The organism is Streptomyces sp. URMC 129 (assembly GCF_051386415.1).
Taxonomy (GTDB): domain Bacteria; phylum Actinomycetota; class Actinomycetes; order Streptomycetales; family Streptomycetaceae; genus Streptomyces.
The window spans coordinates 1-21,635 of record NZ_JBPQTQ010000112.1; the positions used below are offsets into that span (position 1 = coordinate 1).

Here is a 21,635-nt window from a genome sequence, read left to right on the forward strand (position 1 = left end):
TCCTGGCCGAGTTCGAGGTCACCGACGGTTCGACCGATCCGACGGACCCGTCCGATCCTTCGGACCCGAGTGACCCGACGGACCCGTCCGACCCGAGTGACCCGACGGACCCCAGTGACCCGTCCGACCCCTCGGACCCGACGGACCCGACGGACCCGACGGACCCGAGTGACCCCTCGGACCCGAGCGACCCGACGGACCCCAGTGACCCGTCCGACCCCTCGGACCCGAGCGACCCGACGGACCCCACCGACCCCGGTGAGCCCATCGAGTACGGCTACAACCTGCGGGGCAGCTCGCACATCGGTGCCGCCAACGGTGACGTCCGGCTGAACGGTGACCTGGACGCCCTGTTCGACATGGGTACCGGTCACTTCGACGCCGACCTCAACCTGAACCCGACCAAGGGCCACTTCCGGATCCTGGGCTTCCTGCCGGTTACCGCCGACATCAAGTTCCAGCAGGTCGGCTCCACCACGGGTTCGCTGGTCGACGGTCAGCTCAACTCCAGCTCGACCATGAACGTCTTCCTCCCCAAGGTGAAGGTGTTCGGCTTCCCGATCGGCGGCGGTGAGAACTGCCGTACCGCCGAGCCCTCGGTGATCGACCTCCAGTCCACGGACGAGTTCTTCGACCCGCTGGCGGGTGGCGAGCTGACGGGCACCTACGCCCTGTCTGCCGTCCAGAACTGTGGCCCGCTCAACGGCTTCATCAGCCCGTTCGTGGCCGGCCCGGACAACACGGTCACCGTCGACCTGACCCCGAAGTCCTAATCGATTCGGGCCTTCGGATCAGATCGAAATAGCGCAAACAAAAAAGTAACCGGCCCGCCCCGCATCCGCGGGGGGGGCCGGTTCACTGAAGTGAAGAGTGGGGAAGAGGTCAGAGGCTTTCGCAGTTCTCCGCCTCATTGAGGGCGGCCTCGATATCCGGGTTGTTCCGGAAGGTCGCCTCCGGACCGCCGTACGCCTGGACATCGGCCATGCTCTCGCCGGCCGCCTCCAGGGCCGCCGTCAGGCTCTCCTCGTCCTCGACCTCGGCCTCCTCCAGCTGGGTGGTCGCCGCGTCGAGCGCCTCCCGGGCCTCGTTGAGCTCGTCCATCGCCGCGTCGTAGGACTCCTGGCCGTTCACGACGGGAGGGGGACCGTCGCTCTCGATGTCCTGGCCGATGGCGTCGAGCTGTGCCGCCACGTCGTTGAGGAACCCCACATAGTCGTCCCGGGTCTGCGCGGGGTCGGTGGTGGTGGCCTCGGGAAGGCTCAACGCGTCGGAGCCTTCCTGAACGTGGCTGCAGAAGTTTTCCGCCCACTCCAGGGCTTCCGAATCGACACCCGATTCGTCATCGCTATCCGAGCCACAGCCGACCAGCGTCATCCCGGCCAGTGACACCAGCGTCAGGCCGGTAATAAGACGTCGCACCATATTCCTCTCCTTCGTGAATTGGTGAGCGCTCGATGACGCTACTTACCCACGAGTTCGAGGACAAGGTTCCGTCACCGGAATTGCGGCGCTCAGGCCCCGTTTGTCATCCGGTGACAAAACCGATGCCGTCAGTTGCTCAGCCGTACGTGCGGCTCAGTGACCGGTCCTGCGCGGGCCGGAGCTGCCGGGCCAGCGGCAGAACGGTGGCCTTCTCCCGCAACTGCAGGGCCCGCAGCACGGATTCCGTGGCGAACCGCTGGTCGGGGTCGCTCAGCCGCCGGGAGCCGAAGATCCGCTCCAGGTTCCGCATCCGGTACCGGACGGTCTGCGGGTGCAGGTGGAGAAGGTCGGCCATCTCGACCGCGTTGCCGCGGGTGGTGTGCCACGCACGCAGCGTCTCGATCAGCCGCTCCCGCTGGGTCTCGGTCAGCTCCGCCAGGGGCGCGAGCTGCCGGCGCGCGAGCTGCTCCGTCAGGGCCGGGTCGGACAGCAGCCAGAGCGTGACCAGGTGCTCGTCGCACTGGATCAGCGGTCCGGGCGCGTCGATGATGCCGGTCTCGGCGAGCTGAAGGGCCTGGCGGGCCCAGCGCAGCGAGTCTCCGGCGTCGTCCAGCGGAACGGTGAGGCCGATGACGGCGCGGGTGCTGGAGAGCGCGGTCTCCAGCGAGGCGTGGCGCAGGTCGTCCATCGGCCCGGGGAGCAGCAGGTGTGGCTGCGGGTCGGTCAGGTCGACGAGCGCGTCCGCGTCCAGTTCCTCGCGCATGAGCTGCGGGTCGGGTGCCAGGGCGACGAGGGTGACCTCGTCGGGCAGCGGCCAGCCGGTGCGGTCGGCCAGCTCGGTGACCTTCGCCCGGGGGGCGGCGGGGCCGGCGAGGACCAGGCGCAGCAGGCGCCGGCGCTCGTTCTCCATCTGCTCGTTCAGCTCGGTCTGTGCCTTGATGGCCACATAACCTTCGCGCGAGACCTCCACCAGCTCGTCCACGTACGCGAACAAGGCATCCGCGAAGGACAGCATGAGGCTGGGGGACAGGCTGTAGCGCTTGCCGATCCGCTTGGCGCGGCGCAGGGCGACGCGGGCCCCGATCTGGAACGACGCCCGGAGGGTGTCCAGCGAGTGGCCCGAGAGGGCCTCGCAGCGGCCGAGCCTTCTGCACATCTCGTCGCGGCGCGCGGTGGAGGCGGAAGGATCGTTCACCTGCTCCACGAATGTAATGAGGATCTGTTCGACGCACGCCTGGATCGCCCGGCCGTACGGACCGTTCAGGAACTTGGTGTGCTCAGGTATGGCTCGCCGGATCTCCTCGCCGATCTCCCGGATCAGGCTCGGGAGCTCCGGCCGCATGATCGTCGCGAGCTCCTTGGGAATCGGACCCAGTGGCTCGAACACCTCTGGCTTGGTCGCGCTGGTAGTCATCTCTCGCCCCTTACTCCGCCCAGGGCGGACCTCCGACAACCGGATGGCCTGCGGCGATCCGGCCGACGGCGTCCGCGGATCGTCTTTGATCGCGGCCGGTGGCTCCGCCGCGTCAACGTCCATAGGCGCGCCGTAGCTCGCAGCAACATAGACCACGTTGGGGCCATAGCGCAGTAGTTAGGACATGCCGAACTACGTTCAACCTCCGACGCGCCGTGTCAACCCGTCGGACGGAACATGCTCACCCCTTGACAAGCGACCCCTGGCTCCCGCTCAGTGGGACGACAAGACAAATCTGCGCCTTGAAAGTCTTACGTGGATTCTTGTTGATGGCCATTGCGCTTGAGGTTACCCGTACGTAACGTCCCATCCGCGAGTTGCCGCCGGAGCCAATCGCCCCGGTCGCAGAGCTCGTTCGTCATATTCCCCGTCCGAGCCGGTCGTCGCCGAGGAGCAAAGATGCAGGGTGCAGTCAGCCGACGCCGAGCGGTGCGTGTTGCCGCTGTCGCCGGGGTCGGTGCTCTGGTGATCGGCTACTTCCAGGCTCAGGGTTCGGCCAGCGACGACCAGGACGTGGACAGGACGGTCGCCTACCAGTGTGGGTTCACCACCGGCAGCCGGGCGGTCGAGGTTGGCTTCGCCGGCGTCTTCCCCGTGGCCGGCGAACCCGGCCGCCCGTTCGCTCCCGGTGACATGACCCTCAGCGTGACCCTGCCGCAGGACGCGGCGGGCGAGCTGCTCGCTGCGGAGGCGGAGAGTTTCAGCGGCGAGGCCACGCTCACCACGCCGGTCACACAGAACGGCGAGACCGCGCAGGCCCAGTGGCCGGTCCTCAGCGCGGAGCAGTCGCCCGCGCCGGCCGACGGCGAGGCCCTGTCGGTGACCTACCACGGCGCCGGACCCGAGATCACCCCCGCCGCCCCCGGCGACGTGACCTTCTCGGCCGGTGACCTTGTCCTCACCTTCCAGTCCGACGGCGCCGAGTCCCCCTCACGCGTCGAGTGCGCCCCCGACCCGAGCCAGGCGGAGGAAGCCCGCCACCTGGCCACGGTCGAGGTCACGGGCGGTGAGGAAGAGAACTCGGCGGCTGCCCAGGCGGCCCCCGAGGTGGAGGGCCAGTCCCGGGACGGCGCGCAGCCGGAGGCCGAGGACGTCCGCCCGCTGGCGCAGAGCTGTCCCTCGCTGCCCGCGTCGGCCCAGCCCGACCCGCGCTGGATCCCCGAGCCCCCTCCGGGTACCGGTGAGGTCACCGTGGAACCCGGCGCCCCCGAGCCCCAGTGCGTCTACTCCGCCGGGTTCGCCAATGTCGCCAAGCAGAATGGCGCGATGATCGTCAACGACCCGGCGAGGAACCCGCAGACGGCCAGCGTGATGCCGGCCCACTCGTTCGGCAGCGGCGGCGAGGGCTACTTCGCCCAGTACACAGTGGTCCAGCTCCGCTTTCCCGCCGCCAGGTCGACCTTCCTCAGCTTCGGGTTCGCCCCGGTCAGCGCGACGGTCGAGTTCGACAGCGACCTGGCGACCCTGGTCACCTGGCAGAACAACGCGCACCCCGAGCCCACCACTACCATCGGTTTCCACCAGACCCTGCGTCTCAGCGACATCGAGGTCAACGGTGTGCCGCTCGCGGTGGGGTCGAACTGCCGCACCGCCGAGCCGATCGAGGTCTTCCTCGAGGCCGGAGAGGGCTACGACGTGTTCGGCGGCGGTCGCCTGAGCGGCGAGGTCGAGATTCCCCCCTTCACCGGGTGCAACGCGAACGGTGAGGATCTCGACGCGCTCCTGACGGCTACCATCTCCGGGCCCGGCAACCACATCGAATTCAACCAAGGCGAGCTGTGCGACCCCTGTACGGAAGAGCACATTCCGAGTCTGCCCGAGCACTGATTCATCCCCGGGAGGTGTGATGGGTACTGAAGTCATCATCGAAGGTCTGACGAAGTCCTTCGGAAAGCAGAACATCTGGGAAGATGTGACGCTCACACTGCCTGCTGGAGAGGTCAGTGTCATGCTCGGCCCGTCCGGAACCGGCAAGACCGTCTTCCTGAAGTCCCTGGTCGGGCTTCTGCGGCCGGAGCGCGGGCGTGTGCTCGTCGATGGCGTGGACATGGTCAACAGCCCGGTCCGTGACGTCTTCGAGGCCCGCAAGAAGTTCGGCCTCATGTTCCAGGACGGCGCGCTGTTCGGGTCGATGAATCTCTTCGACAACATCGCGTTCCCGCTCCGCGAGCACACGAAGAAGAAAGAATCCGAGATCCGCAAGATCGTGATGGAGCGGATGGAGATGGTGGGTCTCGCCAGCGCGGAGCGCAAGCTCCCCGGCGAGATATCCGGCGGTATGCGCAAGCGCGCCGGTCTCGCCCGCGCGCTGGTGCTCGACCCCGAGATCATCCTGATCGACGAGCCGGACTCCGGCCTCGACCCGGTCCGCACCTCGTACCTCTCGCAGCTCCTGATCGATCTCAACGCGCAGATCGACGCGACGATGCTGATCGTCACGCACAACCTGGAGATCGCGAACACCGTGCCCGACAACATGGGCATGCTCTTCCGCCGCAGGCTCGTCACCTTCGGCCCCCGCGAACTGCTCCTCACCAGCACCGAGCCCGTCGTCGCCCAGTTCCTCAGCGGCAGCCGCGCCGGCCCCATCGGCATGGCCGAGGAGAAGGACGCGGCCACCATCGCGATGGAGACCCGCAACGGCCTCACCGCCGTCCGGCCCGACCAGCTCCGCCCCGTGGCACCGCAGCTCGAACCCACCCCGGGCATGCCGCCCCGGATGGCCGTGCTGCGCCGCAAGAAGCGCGTCATGAGCATGCTCAACCAGATGCCCGACGCCGCCCGCCGTGCCGTCGAGGAGAACCTGCTGCCCTCCGGAGGACAGTGGCAGTGACCGCACCTCCTGTGAAGGCGCCACCCAGGCGACCGCTGCCGGGGCTCGGTCTGCTGCGGCAGACCGGCGACATGTTCGTCCTGGGGCTGTCCGTCCTGAAGCTCATGTTCAAACGGCCCTTCCAGGTCCGCGAGTTCATCGAGCAGTTCTGGTTCATCGCGAGCGTGACGATCCTGCCCGCGTGTCTCGTCGCCATTCCCTTCGGCGCCGTGATCGCGCTCCAGGTCGGCTCGCTCACCGAGCAGTTCGGCGCCCAGTCGTTCACCGGCGGCGCCAGCGTCCTCGCCGTGCTCCAGCAGGCCAGCCCGCTCATCGTGGCCCTGCTGGTGTCCGGCGTGGCCGGTTCGGCCATCTGCGCCGACCTCGGTTCGCGCAAGATCCGCGAGGAGCTGGACGCGATGGAGGTCATGGGCGTCTCGCCCGTGCACCGCCTCATCGTTCCCCGTGTCCTGGCCACCGTCCTCGTCGCCGTGCTGCTCAACGGCCTGGTGTCGGTGGTCGGCACGGTCGGTGGCTACTTCTTCAACGTGGTCCTCCAGGGCGGCACGCCCGGCGCCTACGTGTCGAGCTTCAACTCGCTCGCCCAGCTCGCGGACATCTGGATCAGTGAACTCAAAGCGGTGATCTTCGGGTTCGTCGCGGGTATCGTCGCCGCCCACCGCGGCCTCAACCCCCGCGGCGGACCCAAGGGCGTCGGCGAAGTGGTGAACCAGTCCGTCGTCATCTCCTTCACGCTGCTCTTCGGGATCAACCTCATCATGACCGCCATCTACCTGCAGATCGTTCCGCCGAAGGGAGGCTGACCGTGGCACTGCTGGACAAGAACCAGGACACCGCGGAGCTGCCCCCCACCGGGGGCGGTCCGCGCGAGTCGTCCCGCCGGTTCGGCGCCGACCGGCTCTTCTCCTGGCTGGAGAAGCCCGGCGACCAGCTCATCTTCTACGTGCGCGCCATCCTGTGGATGCCGCGCGCCACGCGCCGCTACTTCAAGGAGGTCCAGCGCCTCCTGTCGGAGGTCGCGTTCGGCACCGGCGGCCTCAGCGTCATCGGCGGCACCATCGGCGTCATGGTCGCCCTGACGCTGGCCACCGGCATGGTCGTCGGCCTCCAGGGCTACGCCGCCCTGAACCAGATCGGCACCGAGGCCCTGACCGGCTTCGTGTCGGCCTACTTCAACACCCGCGAGATCGCGCCCCTGGTCGCCGGCCTGTGTCTGTCGTCCACCATCGGCGCCGGCTTCACCGCCCAGCTGGGCGCCATGCGCATCAACGAGGAGATCGACGCGCTGGAGAGCATGGGCGTGCGCAGCATGCCGTACCTCGTCAGCACCCGCCTCGTCGCCGGCGTCTTCGCCATCATCCCGCTGTACGCCATCGGGCTCCTCAGCTCCTACGTGGCGTCCAGGACGATCACGATCATCTCGGCCGGGCAGTCCACGGGCACCTACGACCACTACTTCAATCTGTTCCTGTCGCCCACGGACGTGCTGCTGTCCTTCATGAAGGTCATCCTGTTCAGCGTGCTGGTCATCCTGGCGCACTGCTACTACGGCTTCAACGCGTCCGGCGGCCCCGCCGGCGTGGGTGTCGCCGTGGGCCGCTCGGTCCGGACCGCGATCGTGCTGATCGGGATCACCGACTTCTTCCTCAGCCTCGCCGTGTGGGGAACGACGACGACTGTGCGGGTGACCGGATGACCACGATGCTGCGCCCCACCGCCCCCCGGCCGGCCGGCCGCCCCGGGACGCCGACCCCGCGCCTGCGCCGTCCCGACACCGGGCGCCGCAGGCTCGCCGGAGTCGCCTTCCTGCTGATACCCGTCCTGCTCGTCTGGCTGTGCGTGGCGGTCTACAACAAGGAGTTCACGGAGGTCGACACCATCGTCGTCCACACCGACGTCGCGGGCAACGACATGCGCCCGCACGCCGACGTGAAGCTGCGCGGCGTCATCGTCGGCGAGGTCGAGTCGGTCAGGGCCGACGACGACGGCGCCGTCCTGACCCTGGCCATGAAGCCCGGGTCGATGGACGACATCCCCGCCGATGTCTCCGCCCAGTTGCTGCCGACGACCCTCTTCGGCGAGCGGTACGTGGCGCTGATCCCCAGCGCCGACGCGGGCCCCGAGACACTGGCCGAGGGCACGGTCATCACGCAGGACCGCAGCTCCAACGCGATCGAGATCAACGACGCGCTGGACAACCTGCTGCCCGCCCTCAACGCCCTCCAGCCGCAGAAGATGTCGTCCATCCTCACCGCGATGGCCACCGCCCTCGACGGCCGCGGCACCGACCTCGGCACCACGATCGTCGCCCTGGACGAGCAGCTGTCCGTGATCAACCCCGAACTCCCCGCGCTGAACGAGGACATCCGGCAGCTGGTCGAGGTCAGCAACCTGTACGCCGACGTCGCCCCCGACGTCGTGGACGCGCTCAGCGACTTCTCCGTCACCAGCGCCTCCATCGTCGAGGAGCGCGGCAACCTCAGCTCGCTGTACCAGTCGGTCACCACCACCGCGCAGGACCTCGGTGCGTTCCTGCGCTCGAACCAGGAGAACCTCATCCGCCTGGCCGAGACCAGCCGCCCGACCATGGAACTGCTGGCGGAGTACTCCCCGTCCTTCCCCTGCACGTTCCAGATGCTCGCCGACTTCGTGCCCGTCATGGACCGGGCCCTGGGCGCGGGCACCAACGAGCCGGGCCTGCACATCAACGTCAGGACCGTGCCCTCCCGCGGCGCCTATGGCCCGGGTGACACGCCCAGCTACGGCGCCGGCGGCGGACCCCAGTGCTACGGCGTCCCCTTCGCCAGCACCGCCTCCTACCAGGGAGCGACGGACGGTCTGGGGATGCCCAACTCGGAGCAGGAGAGCGCGCTCGTGAACGAGCTGCTGGCCATCGACGGCGGCACGGAGGCCGCCGACCTGCCGCAGTGGTCGAGCCTGCTGGCCGGCCCGGCGTTCCGCGGGACGGAGGTGGCCCTCCAGTGAACCGCGCAGGCATGGCAGGCCCGCTGATCAAGTCGCTGATCTTCGTGCTGATCACCTCGCTCTCCACGCTGGTGCTGGCCGTCAGCATCGGCAGCAGCGGCGTGGGCGAGGCGAACACCTACCGGGCCCGTTTCACCGACACCACCGGCCTGGCCGACGGCGACAGCATCCGCATCGCCGGCGTGCAGGTCGGCGAGGTCACCGGCATCAAGGTGGTCGACCGGCGGTACGCCGAGGTCGAGTTCACCGTCGAGAAGGGCCGCGAGCTGCCCTCCTCGACCACGGCCTCGGTGCGCTACCTCAACATGGTCGGCCAGCGGTACATCTCGCTCGGCCAGGGCGCCGGCGAGGTCAGCGACGCGCTGGAGCCCGGCGAGACCATCCCGCTGGACCGCACCACGCCGGCCCTCGACCTCACCCAGCTCTTCAACGGCTTCCAGCCGCTCTTCCGTGGCCTGGACCCGGAGGAGACCAACCAGCTGGCCGGTGAGATCGTGCAGGTCTTCCAGGGCGAGGGCGGCACCGTCACGAGCCTGCTCAACCACGTGGGCTCCCTCACCACCACCCTGGCGGCCGAGGACGAGGTGATCGGCGAGGTCATCGAGAACCTCAACACCGTCCTGGACACCATGAACGAACGCGAAGAGGAATTCACCGAGTTGGTCTCGACCACCCAGGAGCTGGTCTCCGGCTTCGCCGCCGACCGGGAGCCGCTGGGCGACGCCATCCAGGCGATGGGCGATCTCTCGGTCAGCACCGCGGAGCTCCTGGAGGAGGGCCGCGAGCCCCTCCGCCAGGACATCGCGGAGCTGGGCCGGCTCTCCAGCAACCTCGCGGAGAACACCCCGCTGGTCGAGGACTTCCTCCAGAACACCCCCGGGAAGATGGAGGCCATCGCACGGCTCGCCTCCTACGGCTCGTGGATGAACACCTACCTGTGCGAGGCCACCGTGAGCGGCGTGTCCACCTGGGACGGCAGCAGCCCGCCGACGGGCCTGCCCATCACCTCGTCGAGGTGCCGGTCATGAGCGGCACCAGGCGGCTGCGACGGCCGCGCTTCGACGCGCTGCGCGGGCGGATCAAGCCGCTCAACGAGTGGAACACCCTGGTCGTCGGCACCGTCGGCATCATCGTGTGCGCCCTGCTCTGCCTGGGCGCCTACCGGGCCGACTCGTTGCCCCTCCTCGGCGGCGGCACCACCTACAGCGCGCACTTCACGGAGGCCGCCGGCCTGCGGGACGGCGACGAGGTGCGGATCGCGGGTGTGCGGGTCGGCGAGGTCACCGGCGTCGACCTCGACGGCGACAAGGTCAAGGTCTCCTTCCGCGTCGAGGGCGCCTGGGTGGGCGACTCCAGCCGGGTCGCCATCGGCATCAAGACGCTGCTGGGCGACAAGTACCTGGCGGTGGACCCCCTCGGCTCCGAGGAGCAGGACTCCGGCGAGACGATCCCCGTGGACCGCACCGCCTCCCCCTACGACGTCACCGAGGCGTTCCAGCAACTGGGCGAGCAGGTCGGGGAGCTGGACACCGACGCGATCGCGGAGAGCTTCCAGACCATCGCGGACACCTTCCGCAACACCTCGCCCGAGGTGGACGCCGTCCTGGAGGGCATGTCCGCGCTGTCCGAGACCGTCGCTTCCCGCGACGCCGAGCTGGCCAACCTGCTGGAGAGCGCCGACGGCGTGTCCGGGGTGCTGGCCGAGCAGACCGACGAGTTCGAGACGCTGATCCAGGACAGCAACGTGCTGCTGGAGGAGCTGCGGCAGCGCCGCGACGCCATCCACGCCCTGTTCGTCAACACCGGGCAGCTCAGTGAGTCCCTCAGCGGCATCGTCGAGGACAACCAGGAGCAGATCCAGCCCACCCTGGACGCCCTCGGCCGCGTCACCGACGTACTGCTGGACAACCAGGAGCAGTTGGACCAGGCGCTGGCCACCATCGGCCCGTACTACCGTCTTGTCGGCAACACCGTCGGCAGCGGCCGGTGGCTCGACATCTACGCCTGCGGCCTGGTGCCGCCCAGTTACATGCCCCCCGGCACCGCACCCGAGTCCGGATGCATGCCGCCGAGGCCCGGAGGCGGAAGCTGATGAGCATCCTCAAGCGCAAGCGCGTCCTGCTGGCCCTCGCCGGGCTCGTGGTGGCCTTCCTGCTGGCCACGTTCACCGGCCTGATCAGCATCGGCGGCGGAGGCAGCAAGACCGTCACCGCGTTCTTCGACCGGGCCGTCGGCGTCCACGCCGGCTCCGACGTCCGCGTCCTGGGCGTCAAGGTCGGCACCATCGAGGCCGTGGAGCCCGAAGGCACCCAGGTGCGGGTCGAGCTGAGCATCGACGACGACGTGCCGATCCCGGCCGACGCCCAGGCCCTGGTCATCTACCCGAGCATCGTGGCCGACCGCTACGTCCAGCTCGCCCCCGCCTACAGCGAGGGCGCCGAGATGGAGGACGACGCGGTCATCCCGCTGGACCGCACCGCGGTCCCGCTGGAGGTGGACGACCTCTACGAGAGCCTGACCACCCTCAGCGACGCCCTCGGCCCCGAGGGCGCCAACCAGGACGGCGCGCTGTCCGACATGCTCGACGTCGGCGCCGAGAACCTGGAAGGCAACGGCCAGGCGCTCGGCTCGACCATCGAGCAGTTCAGCGTCGCGGCCGGCACGCTGGCCGAGGGCAGCGACCACCTCTTCGGCACCATCGAGAACCTCCAGCAGTTCACCGCCATGCTCCGCGCCAACGACGACGAAGTCCGCCAGGCCGAGCAGCAGATGGCGGAGGTCGCCGGCTTCCTCGCCGAGGACAGCGACGAACTGGGGCAGTCCCTCGAACTGCTGGGCACCGCCCTCGGCCAGGTCGAGACCTTCATCAGCGACAACCGCGAGGCGGTGGCCGCCAACGTCAACGATCTCGCCGCGCTCACCCAGAGCCTGGTGGACCAGCGGGCGTCCCTGGCCGAGGCGATGGACACCGCGCCGCTGGCCCTGGAGAACGTCCTCAACGCCTACAACCCCAGCACCCAGTCCTTCGACACGCGCGCCAACCTCAACGAGGTGAGCATGATCCCGGTGACGAACTCCGCGCAGACGCAGCTTCTGCCGCTGGCCGCGGACGACTCCGTCTACCGCTTCGGTGAGGAGTCCGGCGAATGAAGCGCGGAGCGAGGATCGCCACCTTCGTCGGCACCGGCGGCATAGCCCTGGCCGTCCTGTTCGCGGCCTCCAGCATCAAGCTGTCCGAGCTGCCGACCGTCGCGGACCTCCCGCTGCCCGGCGGCGCCGACCTCGGCGACAACCCCTACGAGGTCACCGCCGAGTTCGAGGACGTGCTCAGCCTGGTGCCCCACTCGACGGTCAAGGTCAACGACGTGGCCGTGGGCCGCGTCACCGACATCAAACTGTCCGACGACGGCTGGACCGCCCTGGTCACCATGGAGATCAACGGCGACGTCGAACTGCCCGCCAACGCCTACGCCGCGGTGGAACAGGCCAGCCTGCTGGGCGAGAAGTTCATCCAGCTCGCCGCCCCCGAGGAACCCCAGGGCAGCCTCGACGACGGCGCCGTGATCCCCGTCGCCCAGACCAACCGGAACGCCGAGGTCGAGGAAGTGTTCGGCGCCCTGTCCCTGGTCCTCAACGGCGGCGGCGTCGACCAGATCGAGACCATCAGCCGGGAGCTGAACAACGCCTTGGAGGGCAACGAGGGCGCGGCCCGCTCGGTGCTGGAACAATTCGAGGTGCTCGTCGGCAACCTGGACGACCACCGCGAGGACATCACCGAGGCGCTGCACGGCATGGACCGCCTCACCTCCACCTTCGCCGCCCGCAACGAGGCATTCGGGGACGCCCTGGAAGCCCTCCCGCCGGGCCTGGAAGTCCTCGAAGAGCAGCGGGAGTCGCTGATGACCATGCTCGACTCCCTCGACCAGCTCGGGGACGTCGCCGTCGAGACCGTCGACCGGACCGCCGACGACATCGTCGCCAACCTGGAGGCGCTCGCGCCGACCCTGCGGAACCTGGCCGACGCCGGCCAGGCCCTGCCGGACTCCCTGGAGGTGCTCACCACCTACCCGTTCACCGACGAGGTCATGAACGGCATCCGTGGCGACTACCTCAACGTCTACATCAACCTCACGGCCGCGCCCGGCACCGAGATCGTCCCGCCGGTCGGCTCCTCCGCCAGCACCCGCAGCGCCCCGCTGCCCCTGCCCAACGTGGGAGGGGAGAACTGATGCTCACGCTCACCATCCGGCTCCGGATCATGGGCTTCCTGCTCATCGGTGCCGTCGCCGTCGGCTACCTCGGCGTCAACTACGCCGACGTCGGCCGCTACGTCGGCGTGGTCGACTACTTCGAGATGAAGGTCGAACTGCCCGAGACCGGCGGCCTCTACCCCAACGCCGACGTCACCTACCGGGGCGTCTCCGTCGGACGGGTCGGCTCCATCGACCTCACCGACGACGGGGTCGTGGCCACCGTGCGCATCAACAAGTCGGCGCCGGACATCCCCGAGGACTCCACGGCCAACGTCGCCAGCCTGTCCGCCATCGGCGAGCAGTACCTCGACCTGCGCCCGCGCACCGACAGCGCCCCCTACATCGACGGCGACACCGTCATCCCGGTCAGCGACACCAGCACCCCGGCACCCGTGACCGACATGCTCGGCAGCCTCAACGACATGGTGGCCTCCGTGCCCCTGGACTCGCTGCGCACCGTCATGGACGAGCTGGGCACCGCGCTGGAGGGCCAGGGCCAGAACCTCGGCGGCATCCTCGACGCCCAGTACGAGTTCGTCCAGGCCGCCGGGGAAGCCCTGCCCGCCACCGTCGAGCTGATGATCGACGCCCAGACCGTCCTGGCGACCCAGGCCGAACAGGGCGACGCGCTGCGCGAGTTCGCCGCCGGGGCCGCCGAGCTGGGCGACCAGCTCCGCGAGTCCGACAGCGACATCCGGCACGTCATCCAGTCCGCCCCCGGCGCCGGCGCCCAGATCTCCGGCCTGCTGCGGGACACCGACCCTGGCCTCAGCGTGCTCCTCGCCAACCTGCTCACCACCTCCGAGCTGATGGTCACCCGCACCAGCGGCTTCGAGCAGATCCTGGCGCTGGCGCCGCGCGTGATCGCCGCCGGCTCCACCGCGATCGGCCCCGACGGCCTCAACGGCAACATGGCCGTCACGTTCTTCAACCCGATGCCCTGCACCCAGGGGTACGAGGGCACCACGTACCGCAACGGCCTGGACACCTCCTCGTCCGGGCTGAACGTCGAGGCGGGCTGCACCGCTTCGCCCAGCAGCGGACAGAACGTGCGCGGATCGCAGAACGCCCCGTACGGTGGGGGCGTGCCCGACCCGGCCGTCCCCGGCTCGCTGCGCGCGGGCGGCGGCGGCACCGGCGACCTGCCCGGCGCGCTGGGCCTGCCCGGCAGCGGCGGCTCCGGCTCGGGTTCCGGTTCCGGCTCCGGGATGGGCGACCTGCTCGGGATGGGAGGCCGCTGATGAGCGTCGCGCGCAAGGCCCTGACGGCGCTGGTGGCGGTGGCGATCGTGCTGTTCACCGCCTACTCGGCGAAGGCGTACTGGGACGCCGACACCGACGAGTCGCTGGAGTTCGCCACGACGCGCGACGCCGTGCTGACCGCGGGGGAGCGGCACATCGCCCGCCTCAACAGCATCGACGCCGACAACGTGGCGGGCGGCCTGGAGGAGTGGCTGGACGCCACCGCCGGCGCCCTCCACGAGCAACTCGCGCGCGAGAACGACGACAGCGCCGAGGTGCTGGAGGAGCTGGGCACCACCAGCGAGGCGACCGTCACCGACGCCGCCCTGCTCCAGCTCGACACCCGGGCGGGCACCGCCCGCATGATCGCCAGCCTCCGGGTCGAGTCCACCCCGGCGAACGGCGAGGCCACCACCGACCGCAAGCGCTTCGAGGCCGGGCTCAGCCGCACGGACGACGGCTGGAAGCTCACCTCGCTCACCGCGATCACCACCGGCGCGGACGAGAGCTGACGAGAGGAACGACCGTGAGCACATCCGGACCGGTCACCGACCCCGACGTCCACGACGAGGACGCCGAGTCCGCCGGCGCCGAGCGGCCGAACCGGCGCCGCGCGCGGCGCCGGCGGCGGGTGCCGCTGCCCGGATGGCGCGCCGTGGTCGCCACGTTGCTGACCGTGACGCTGCTGGCGGGCATCGGGCTGTACGTCCGCGCCGGGCAGTTGGAGGACTCCGGCGCGACGGGTAACCTCGCGCTGGCGGACGTCGAGGCGACCGACGGCGTCGCCGGCGAGGTCACCGACATCCTCCGTACCGTCTTCTCGTACACCCCCGAGACCATCGAGGAGACCGAGCGGCGGGCCGGGGAACTGCTCGCGGGCCCCGCCGCCGAGGAGTACGGCGAGCTGATGGCGGAGGTCAGGGACCTGGCCGCCGAGCAGCAGCTCTCCCTGACCACCACCGTGGTACGGGTGGGCGTCCGGGACCTCACCGAGGACCGCGCGCACCTCCTGGTCTTCCTCGACCAGGTCGCGGAGCGCGCCGGTGAGGACCCCGCCACGACGGCGGCCCAGCTCTCGGTGACGGCCCAGCGGGCGGAGGACCGCTGGCAGGTCACCGAGATCACGTCGCGCTGACCACGCGCTGGACACCGCGCTGGATACCGAAAGGCCCGAGACATGGTGCGAACGCTGCGGAAGAACGCGCTGCTGCTGACAGCGCTGGTGCTCGTCCTGGTCGCGGCGATCGCCGCGACCGGCGCCGCGTTCTCCTGGTACGACGCGTCCCACGACGACACCGCCGAGTTCGCCTCGGCCCGCGACGACGTGCTGGCGGCGGCCAAGCAGGGCGTGCAGAACCTCAACACCCTCGACCACGCCGATGTCGAGGACGGCCTCGACCTGTGGCTCGACTCGACCACCGGCGACCTCCGCGACCAGCTCGAAGAGGGCCGGGAGGCGTTCGCGGAGCAGGTCAGGGACGCGGAGAGCGTCACCACCGCCGAGGTGCTGTCGGGGGCCGTCACCGAGCTCGACGAACGGGCCGGGAAGGCCGGGGTGATGGTCGCCGTCCGCATCACGGTCGAGCTGCCCGAGGAGGAGCCCGGCACCAAGACCAGCCGTATGCTGGGCGAACTCACCAGAACGTCCGAAGGCTGGAAGCTCAGCGGCCTCGACCAGGCCCCGGTCGCCTACACGGGCGCGGAATGACGAGCGAGACCACGGCCGGAAGGACCACCCCATGTCGATGACCCGCCACCTGGTGAACCGCCGGCGCCGCCTGGCGGCCCGCACGGACACCCCGCCGCAGCCCCCGGAGCGGGACGAACAGAAGCAGCCGAAGCGCCCGAAGGAGCCGAAGGAGCCGAAGGAGCGGAAGCCGAAGCCGGAACGGGAGGCCCGGGAGCCACGGTCCGGCAAGGGCATCCTGCTCCCCGCGATCCTCGGCCTGGTCGCGGTCGTCCTCGGCGTCTTCGCCCTCTGGGCCAACGCCCAGGCCGACAGCATCAAGGACGACCCGGCCCTGCGGAACACGGCCCTGTCCGACACGGCCGCCACCAGCGAGGTCATCGGCACCGTCTCGGACGCGATGAACGAACTCTTCTCCTACGACTACGGCTCCCCGGAGACCAACGAGGAGGCCGCGGAGAAGTGGCTGACGGGCGACGCGGTCGAGCAGCACGAACAACTGCTGGGCCCCGTCCGTGAAGCGGGCCAGGAGCAGCCGATGGTCCTGACGACGACGGTGACCCACGCCGGCGTCGAGGTCCTGGAGGGCGACCGCGCCCGCGTCCTGGTCTACGCGGACCAGAGCAGCTCCACCACCGACGACCCGGCCGACACCCTCTACGGCCCCGCCGTCCTGACCGTCGAAGCGGTCCAGCGCGACGGCGAGTGGCTGATCGCGGGCATCGAGGCATACGGCGGCTGAGAGGTCGCTCACCGCCCGCTCTGGTCCCGTCGCGCCGCGCTGCACTACCGTGGCGACAACGGTCGTGCGGGGAGGCGGATCTGATGGGCGACGGGCCGGATCTGCAAGTCGATGAGGAGAGTGTCCGGCGGATCACCGAGGGGCTGCGGGGCGCGGTCGGTGAGTTGCGGGAGATCGGGACCGGCACGGGTTCGGTGCTGGGCAAGGGGTTCTCGGAGCTGGCGATGACCGGTATGGAGGCCGGGCACCACGGGCTGTCGGTCGATTTCGAGGACTTCTGCGAGCGGTGGGAGTGGGGCGTCCGGGCACTGGTGCAGGACGCGAACGCCATCGCGGCCGAGCTGGGGCTGGCGGCCGGGCTGCTGTGGGAGGAAGAGCAGTACATCCAGGCCACGATGCGGGTGGCGGCGAACGCGGTGGTCGGTAATCCGTATGCCTCCGAGGAGGAGGTCGCGGCGCAGAGCTGGAGCGAGGTGCTGACCCCGGACGCGCTGGATCCGGACTACAGCGGGGAGTCGTTCGAGCGGGCGGCCGACACGGCCGGGCAGACCTGGCTCGACACCGGGCGGGCGCTGGTGACCGAGGGCACGGGCGGGCGGAACGCGGACCTCCTCAATGACGTCCTCGGTGTCGATGACGGGGAGTTCGACTCGATGGTGGATGACACGTTCGGGCCGTCGCCGGAGCAGCGGGCGGCGGGTGGGGGGAGCTGAGGGGTGGGTATCGGGGACTTCATCCCGGATCCTCTGGAGGACGCGGCCGAGTCCGCCACGGAGTGGGTCGGTGACCGGGTCGAGGACGCGGGGGAGTGGACCGCGGACCGGCTGGAGGACGTGGGCTGGGAGTCCGGCGCGGACTGGGTGCGGGAACAGTCCCGTTCGCTGGCCAACCGGATGGGCGCCGAGACCGACGAGATGGATCTCGGGCAGACCGAGGATCCGGCGAAGCTGATCTACGGCAGTCCGGGGAAGCTGCGCACCAGCGTTTCTCATCTGCGGGATTTCCAGCGGGCGTTCACCGATGTGGGTGGGGGGCTTCAGGGGCTGGACTCGGATTCGCTGCGCGGGGAGACGGCGGACGCGTTCCGGGAGCGGGTGTCGATCGAGCCGCCGAAGTGGTTACGGGCGGCGGAGGCGTGTGAGCGGGCGGCCGGGGCGCTGGACGCGTTCGCGGGGACGGTGGAGTGGGCCCAGGGGCAGGCGCAGGTCGCCATCGACCTGTGGCGGGAGGGTACGCAGGCGTCCGAGGAGGCGATGGACGCGCACAACGCGGCGGTGGACGCGTACAACCAGGCGGTTGACCGGTACAACGCGCAAGCGCCCGATCAGCGTGATCCGGCGTCGTTGCCGGCGTGTCCGGGGGAGTTCTCCGATCCGGGCCGGGCGCGGATGGAGGAGGCGCAGGAGATCCTGGCGGAGGCCCGGCGGCAGCGCAACGAGGCGGCGGTGACGGCCCGTTCGGCGATCCGTCAGGCGCGGGACGCGGCTCCGCCGAAGCCGTCGTATGCCGAGCAGGTCGGTGACGGTCTGGCGGAACTGCCGGTGATGTACACCCACTTCGAGGGGGGCATCGTGCGGGGCGCGGCCGGTCTGGTCAGCTTCGCGCGCGGGGTGAATCCGCTGGACCCGTACAACCTGACGCACCCGGCGGAGTACCTGACGAATCTGAACAGCACGGCGGCCGGGCTGGTGCAGGTCGCGAACGATCCGCTGGGCGCCGGGCGTCAGATGGTCTCCGACTTCATGCGGGACCCGGCCGAGGGGTTCGGCCGTCTGGTCCCGGATGTGGCGCTGACGGTGGCGACGGGCGGCGCCGGGGCGGGTGTCAGGGCGACGCGGCTGGCCGCCGAGGCGGCGGATACGGCCGCGGACGCCAACCGGGCCCGCCGGGCGGTGGACGAGGCGCCGCCGGGCACGCACGATCGCCCGGAGCCCGAGCGCGTCACGGAGGGCACCGACCCGGTGGACCTGGCCTCGGGGCGGATGTTCCTGCCGCAGACCGATGTGGTGCTGCCCGGCGCGCTGCCGCTGGTGTTCACCCGCCGGGTGGAATCCGGCTACACGGCGGGCCGCTGGTTCGGCCCGTCCTGGTCCTCCACGGTGGACGAACGCCTGGAGATCGACGCGCGCGGGGTCGTCCATGTCACGGCGGACGGGCTGCTGTTGACGTATCCCCACCCGGTGCCCGGACTGTCCACCCTGCCGGAATCGGGCACGTCCCGCTCCGCCCTGACCCGGGACGCGGCGGGCGACTACACCGTCACCGACCCCGGCACCGGCCTGACACGGCACTTCACCGCCCCGCCCGGGGCAGAGCCCGGCGGGGACGGCGACGCCTGGCTGGTCCAGATCAGCGACCGCAATGGCCACACCCTCACCGTCGACCGCGCCGCGGACGGCACCCCCACCGCGCTGGTCCACTCCGGCGGCTACCACCTCACCCTCTCGACGGAGGACGGCCGGATCACGGCGTTGTCCCTGGCAGGCGTCGAACAGCCACTGCTCCGGTACGGCTACACCGACGGTAACCTGACCACCGTCACCAAGTCCCCCGGCTCCACCCTGACGTTCGTCTACGACGAGCACCGCCGGGTGACCGCGTGGATCGACTCCAACCAGCGCCGCTACGACTACGTCTACGACGACCGCGACCGTGTCGTCGCCGAAGGCGGCGAAGACGGCCACCTGCGGGTCTCCCTCGCCTACGCCGCGCCGGACCCGGAGACGGGCCACCGCGTCACCACACTGACCACGGCCGAGGGCCACACCACCCGCCACCTGATCGACGCCCGGTGCCGGATCCTGGCCACCACCGACCCCAACGGCCACACCACCCGCTTCACCTACGACGCCCACGGCAACCGGCTGACCCGTACCGACGCCCTGGGCCGCACCACCGTCTTCTCTCACGACGAGGCGGGCCGACTGGTGGGCGTCGTCCTGCCGGACGGCACGGAAACAAGCGCCGTCTACAACGAGTTGGGCCTGCCGGTCACGGTCACCGGCCCGGACGGCGCGGTCTGGCGTTACGCGTACGACGAGCGCGGCAACCGCACCGCCGTCACCGACCCGGCCGGGCACACCACCCGCTACACCTACGACACGGTCGGCCATCTCTCCTCGGTCACCGACCCTCCCCCCAGACTCCGTCCGGGGGGACCCCCAGGGTGCCGTCACGCGGGTGCGGTGCGACGCGGCGGGCCTGCCGCTGGAGATCACCGACCCTCTCGGCGGCGTGACCCGCTACGACCGGGACGCGTTCGGCCGCCCCATCGCCCTCACCGACGCCCTGGGCGCCACCACCCGCCTGGAGTGGACACCGGAAGGGCACCTAACCCGCCGGGTGGACGCAGGCGGCGCCGAGCAGTCCTGGAGTTACGACGGCGAGGGCAACTGCGTCCGCCACACCGACGCAGGCGGCGGCGTCACCACGTTCGAGTACACCCACTTCGATCTCCTGGCCGCCCGCACCGACCCGGACGGCGCCCGCTACACGTTCACCCACGACACCCAGCTCAGGCTGACCGGGGTCACCAACCCCCAGGGCCTGACCTGGAGTTACACCTACGACCCGGCCGGACGCCTGATCGCGGAAACGGACTTCGACGACCGCGTTTTCACCTACCGGTACGATGCCGCGGGCCGGCTGGCCTCCCGTACCAACCCGCTGGGCCGGACCATCGCGTTCGAGCGCGATGCGCTCGGCCGCGTCACCCGCAAGGACGCCGCCGGACAGGTCACCACCTACACCTACGACCCGGCCGGACGCCTCCTCCAGGCCGCGAACCCGGACAGCACGCTGATCCACCAGTACGACCGCCGGGGCCTGATCAAGACCGAGCTGGCCGACGGTCACGCCACCACCTACACCTACGACCCTCTCGGCCGCCGCACCCGCCGCCTCACCCCCACCGGCCAGCTCACCACCTACGGCTACGACCCGGCCGGGCGGCCCGACCACCTCACCACCGGCGGCCACCGCATCGCCTTCACCCACGACGCACGCGGCCAGGAACTCGAACGCGTCTTCGGCGGCACCCTCACCCTGACCTCGACCTGGGACGAAGCCGGCCGCCTGGCCACCCAGCACCTCACCACCGGCACCCGCACCCTCAACCACCGCACCTACACCTACCGGCCAGACGGCCACCTCACCGGCCTCAACGACACCCTGCGCGGCTCCTACCACTACGACCTGGACCCGATCGGCCGCGTCACCACCGTCACGGCGGCGGACTGGACCGAGACCTACGCCTACGACACGGCCGGGAACCAGACCTCGGCCTCCTGGCCCACCGGCCACCCCGGCACCGCCGCCACCGGCCCCCGCGACTACGCCGGCACCCGCCTGCTGCGCGCGGGCCGCATGCGCTACGAGTACGACGAGGCTGGCCGCGTCGTCCTGCGCCAGAAGACCCGCCTGTCGAAGAAGCCCGACACCTGGCGCTACGAGTGGGACGCCGAGGACCGCCTCACCGCCGTGGTCACCCCGGACGGTACCCGCTGGCGCTACCTGTACGACCCCCTCGGCCGCCGCATCGCCAAACAACGCCTGGCGCCGGACGGCTCATCGGTGGTGGAGGAGACCCGGTTCAGCTGGGACGGCACCACCCTGTGCGAGCAGACCATCACCTCCGCCGACCTGCCGAACGTCGTAGCCCTCACGTGGGACCACCACGGCCTGAGCCCCCTGGCCCAGACCGAGCGCCTCCTCACGGCGGACGCCGACCAATCCCTCATCGACGAACGCTTCTTCGCCATCGCCACCGACCTGATCGGCACACCCACCGAACTCATCGACGAGACCGGCGCCCTCGCCTGGCACACCCGCACCACCCTCTGGGGCACCACCACCTGGGCCAGAACCAGCACGGCCTACACCCCGCTCCGCTTCCCCGGCCAGTACCACGACCCGGAAACGGGCCTCCACTACAACCTGAACCGCCACTACGACCCAGAAACCGCCCGCTACCTCACCCCCGACCCCCTCGGCCTCACC

At 70.2% G+C, this 21,635-nt stretch carries 18 protein-coding genes and 1 pseudogene; 17 read left to right on the top strand and 2 right to left on the bottom strand.

Annotated features, from left to right (window positions below; translation table 11 throughout):
- Positions 1-773, top strand: a 773-nt coding sequence (locus ACSNOC_RS21185) for a hypothetical protein (protein ID WP_436749106.1), incomplete at its 5' end; no start/stop codon positions are given.
- A gap of 109 nt (positions 774-882) precedes the next feature.
- Here the strand turns inward: ACSNOC_RS21185 and ACSNOC_RS21190 are convergent.
- On the bottom strand, positions 883-1,422 hold the full coding sequence (locus ACSNOC_RS21190; protein WP_436749107.1) for a hypothetical protein: 540 nt from the start codon (positions 1,420-1,422) through the stop codon (positions 883-885).
- 136 nt (positions 1,423-1,558) lie between these two features.
- Complete coding sequence (locus tag ACSNOC_RS21195; RefSeq protein ID WP_436749108.1) at positions 1,559-2,836, bottom strand: helix-turn-helix domain-containing protein; 1,278 nt, start codon at positions 2,834-2,836, stop codon at positions 1,559-1,561.
- 489 nt (positions 2,837-3,325) lie between these two features.
- Between ACSNOC_RS21195 and ACSNOC_RS21200 the strand changes: the two genes are divergently transcribed.
- The 16 genes and pseudogenes from ACSNOC_RS21200 to ACSNOC_RS21275 all read left to right on the top strand — a co-directional run.
- Positions 3,326-4,723 carry a DUF6801 domain-containing protein gene (locus ACSNOC_RS21200; RefSeq protein WP_436749109.1) on the top strand — a complete coding sequence of 466 codons (1,398 nt, stop codon included), beginning with the start codon at positions 3,326-3,328 and terminating at the stop codon, positions 4,721-4,723.
- 19 nt (positions 4,724-4,742) lie between these two features.
- Positions 4,743-5,729 (top strand): ABC transporter ATP-binding protein, encoded by a 987-nt coding sequence (locus tag ACSNOC_RS21205; RefSeq protein WP_436749110.1) that lies wholly within the window; start codon positions 4,743-4,745, stop codon positions 5,727-5,729.
- Positions 5,720-6,532, top strand: a complete 813-nt coding sequence (locus tag ACSNOC_RS21210) for an MlaE family ABC transporter permease (RefSeq protein ID WP_436749111.1) — start codon at positions 5,720-5,722, stop codon at positions 6,530-6,532. Before ACSNOC_RS21205 ends, ACSNOC_RS21210 begins: the two co-directional genes overlap by 10 nt.
- Before the next feature lie 107 nt (positions 6,533-6,639).
- Complete coding sequence (locus ACSNOC_RS21215) at positions 6,640-7,425, top strand: MlaE family ABC transporter permease (protein WP_436749121.1); 786 nt, start codon at positions 6,640-6,642, stop codon at positions 7,423-7,425.
- A 5-nt stretch (positions 7,426-7,430) separates the two neighbouring features.
- Positions 7,431-8,714, top strand: a complete 1,284-nt coding sequence (locus tag ACSNOC_RS21220) for an MCE family protein (RefSeq protein ID WP_436749122.1) — start codon at positions 7,431-7,433, stop codon at positions 8,712-8,714.
- A complete protein-coding gene (locus ACSNOC_RS21225) occupies positions 8,711-9,742 on the top strand; it encodes an MCE family protein (protein ID WP_436749112.1) in 1,032 nt (343 codons plus the stop codon). The genes ACSNOC_RS21220 and ACSNOC_RS21225 overlap by 4 nt, the downstream gene beginning before the upstream one ends.
- A complete protein-coding gene (locus tag ACSNOC_RS21230) occupies positions 9,739-10,806 on the top strand; it encodes an MCE family protein (protein ID WP_436749113.1) in 1,068 nt (355 codons plus the stop codon). Before ACSNOC_RS21225 ends, ACSNOC_RS21230 begins: the two co-directional genes overlap by 4 nt.
- Complete coding sequence (locus tag ACSNOC_RS21235; protein WP_436749114.1) at positions 10,806-11,864, top strand: MCE family protein; 1,059 nt, start codon at positions 10,806-10,808, stop codon at positions 11,862-11,864. Before ACSNOC_RS21230 ends, ACSNOC_RS21235 begins: the two co-directional genes overlap by 1 nt.
- A complete protein-coding gene (locus tag ACSNOC_RS21240) occupies positions 11,861-12,943 on the top strand; it encodes an MCE family protein (RefSeq protein ID WP_436749115.1) in 1,083 nt (360 codons plus the stop codon). The genes ACSNOC_RS21235 and ACSNOC_RS21240 overlap by 4 nt, the downstream gene beginning before the upstream one ends.
- Complete coding sequence (locus ACSNOC_RS21245) at positions 12,943-14,208, top strand: MCE family protein (RefSeq protein WP_436749116.1); 1,266 nt, start codon at positions 12,943-12,945, stop codon at positions 14,206-14,208. Before ACSNOC_RS21240 ends, ACSNOC_RS21245 begins: the two co-directional genes overlap by 1 nt.
- The gene (locus ACSNOC_RS21250; RefSeq protein WP_436749117.1) at positions 14,208-14,720 is read left to right on the top strand and encodes a hypothetical protein; all 513 of its coding nucleotides are present in this window, start codon (positions 14,208-14,210) and stop codon (positions 14,718-14,720) included. The genes ACSNOC_RS21245 and ACSNOC_RS21250 overlap by 1 nt, the downstream gene beginning before the upstream one ends.
- 14 nt (positions 14,721-14,734) lie before the next feature.
- Positions 14,735-15,343 (top strand): hypothetical protein, encoded by a 609-nt coding sequence (locus tag ACSNOC_RS21255; RefSeq protein WP_436749118.1) that lies wholly within the window; start codon positions 14,735-14,737, stop codon positions 15,341-15,343.
- A gap of 42 nt (positions 15,344-15,385) precedes the next feature.
- Positions 15,386-15,916, top strand: a complete 531-nt coding sequence (locus tag ACSNOC_RS21260) for a hypothetical protein (protein ID WP_436749119.1) — start codon at positions 15,386-15,388, stop codon at positions 15,914-15,916.
- Between the two features lie 31 nt (positions 15,917-15,947).
- Entirely contained in the window at positions 15,948-16,637 is a 690-nt protein-coding gene (locus tag ACSNOC_RS21265; RefSeq protein ID WP_436749120.1) for a hypothetical protein, read from the top strand.
- Positions 16,638-16,717: 80 nt separating this feature from the next.
- Complete coding sequence (locus tag ACSNOC_RS21270; RefSeq protein ID WP_436749123.1) at positions 16,718-17,350, top strand: hypothetical protein; 633 nt, start codon at positions 16,718-16,720, stop codon at positions 17,348-17,350.
- A gap of 3 nt (positions 17,351-17,353) precedes the next feature.
- Positions 17,354-21,635: pseudogene (locus ACSNOC_RS21275) on the top strand (putative T7SS-secreted protein); the annotation flags it as partial.

Coding starts and splice junctions, on each gene's coding strand:
- ACSNOC_RS21190 (WP_436749107.1), bottom strand. CDS start 1,422: ATGGTGCGACGTCTTATTACCGGCCTGACGCTGGTGTCACTGGCCGGG.
- ACSNOC_RS21195 (WP_436749108.1), bottom strand. CDS start 2,836: ATGACTACCAGCGCGACCAAGCCAGAGGTGTTCGAGCCACTGGGTCCG.
- ACSNOC_RS21205 (WP_436749110.1), top strand. CDS start 4,743: ATGGGTACTGAAGTCATCATCGAAGGTCTGACGAAGTCCTTCGGAAAG.
- ACSNOC_RS21220 (WP_436749122.1), top strand. CDS start 7,431: ATGCTGCGCCCCACCGCCCCCCGGCCGGCCGGCCGCCCCGGGACGCCG.
- ACSNOC_RS21230 (WP_436749113.1), top strand. CDS start 9,739: ATGAGCGGCACCAGGCGGCTGCGACGGCCGCGCTTCGACGCGCTGCGC.
- ACSNOC_RS21235 (WP_436749114.1), top strand. CDS start 10,806: ATGAGCATCCTCAAGCGCAAGCGCGTCCTGCTGGCCCTCGCCGGGCTC.
- ACSNOC_RS21240 (WP_436749115.1), top strand. CDS start 11,861: ATGAAGCGCGGAGCGAGGATCGCCACCTTCGTCGGCACCGGCGGCATA.
- ACSNOC_RS21245 (WP_436749116.1), top strand. CDS start 12,943: ATGCTCACGCTCACCATCCGGCTCCGGATCATGGGCTTCCTGCTCATC.
- ACSNOC_RS21250 (WP_436749117.1), top strand. CDS start 14,208: ATGAGCGTCGCGCGCAAGGCCCTGACGGCGCTGGTGGCGGTGGCGATC.
- ACSNOC_RS21260 (WP_436749119.1), top strand. CDS start 15,386: ATGGTGCGAACGCTGCGGAAGAACGCGCTGCTGCTGACAGCGCTGGTG.
- ACSNOC_RS21265 (WP_436749120.1), top strand. CDS start 15,948: ATGTCGATGACCCGCCACCTGGTGAACCGCCGGCGCCGCCTGGCGGCC.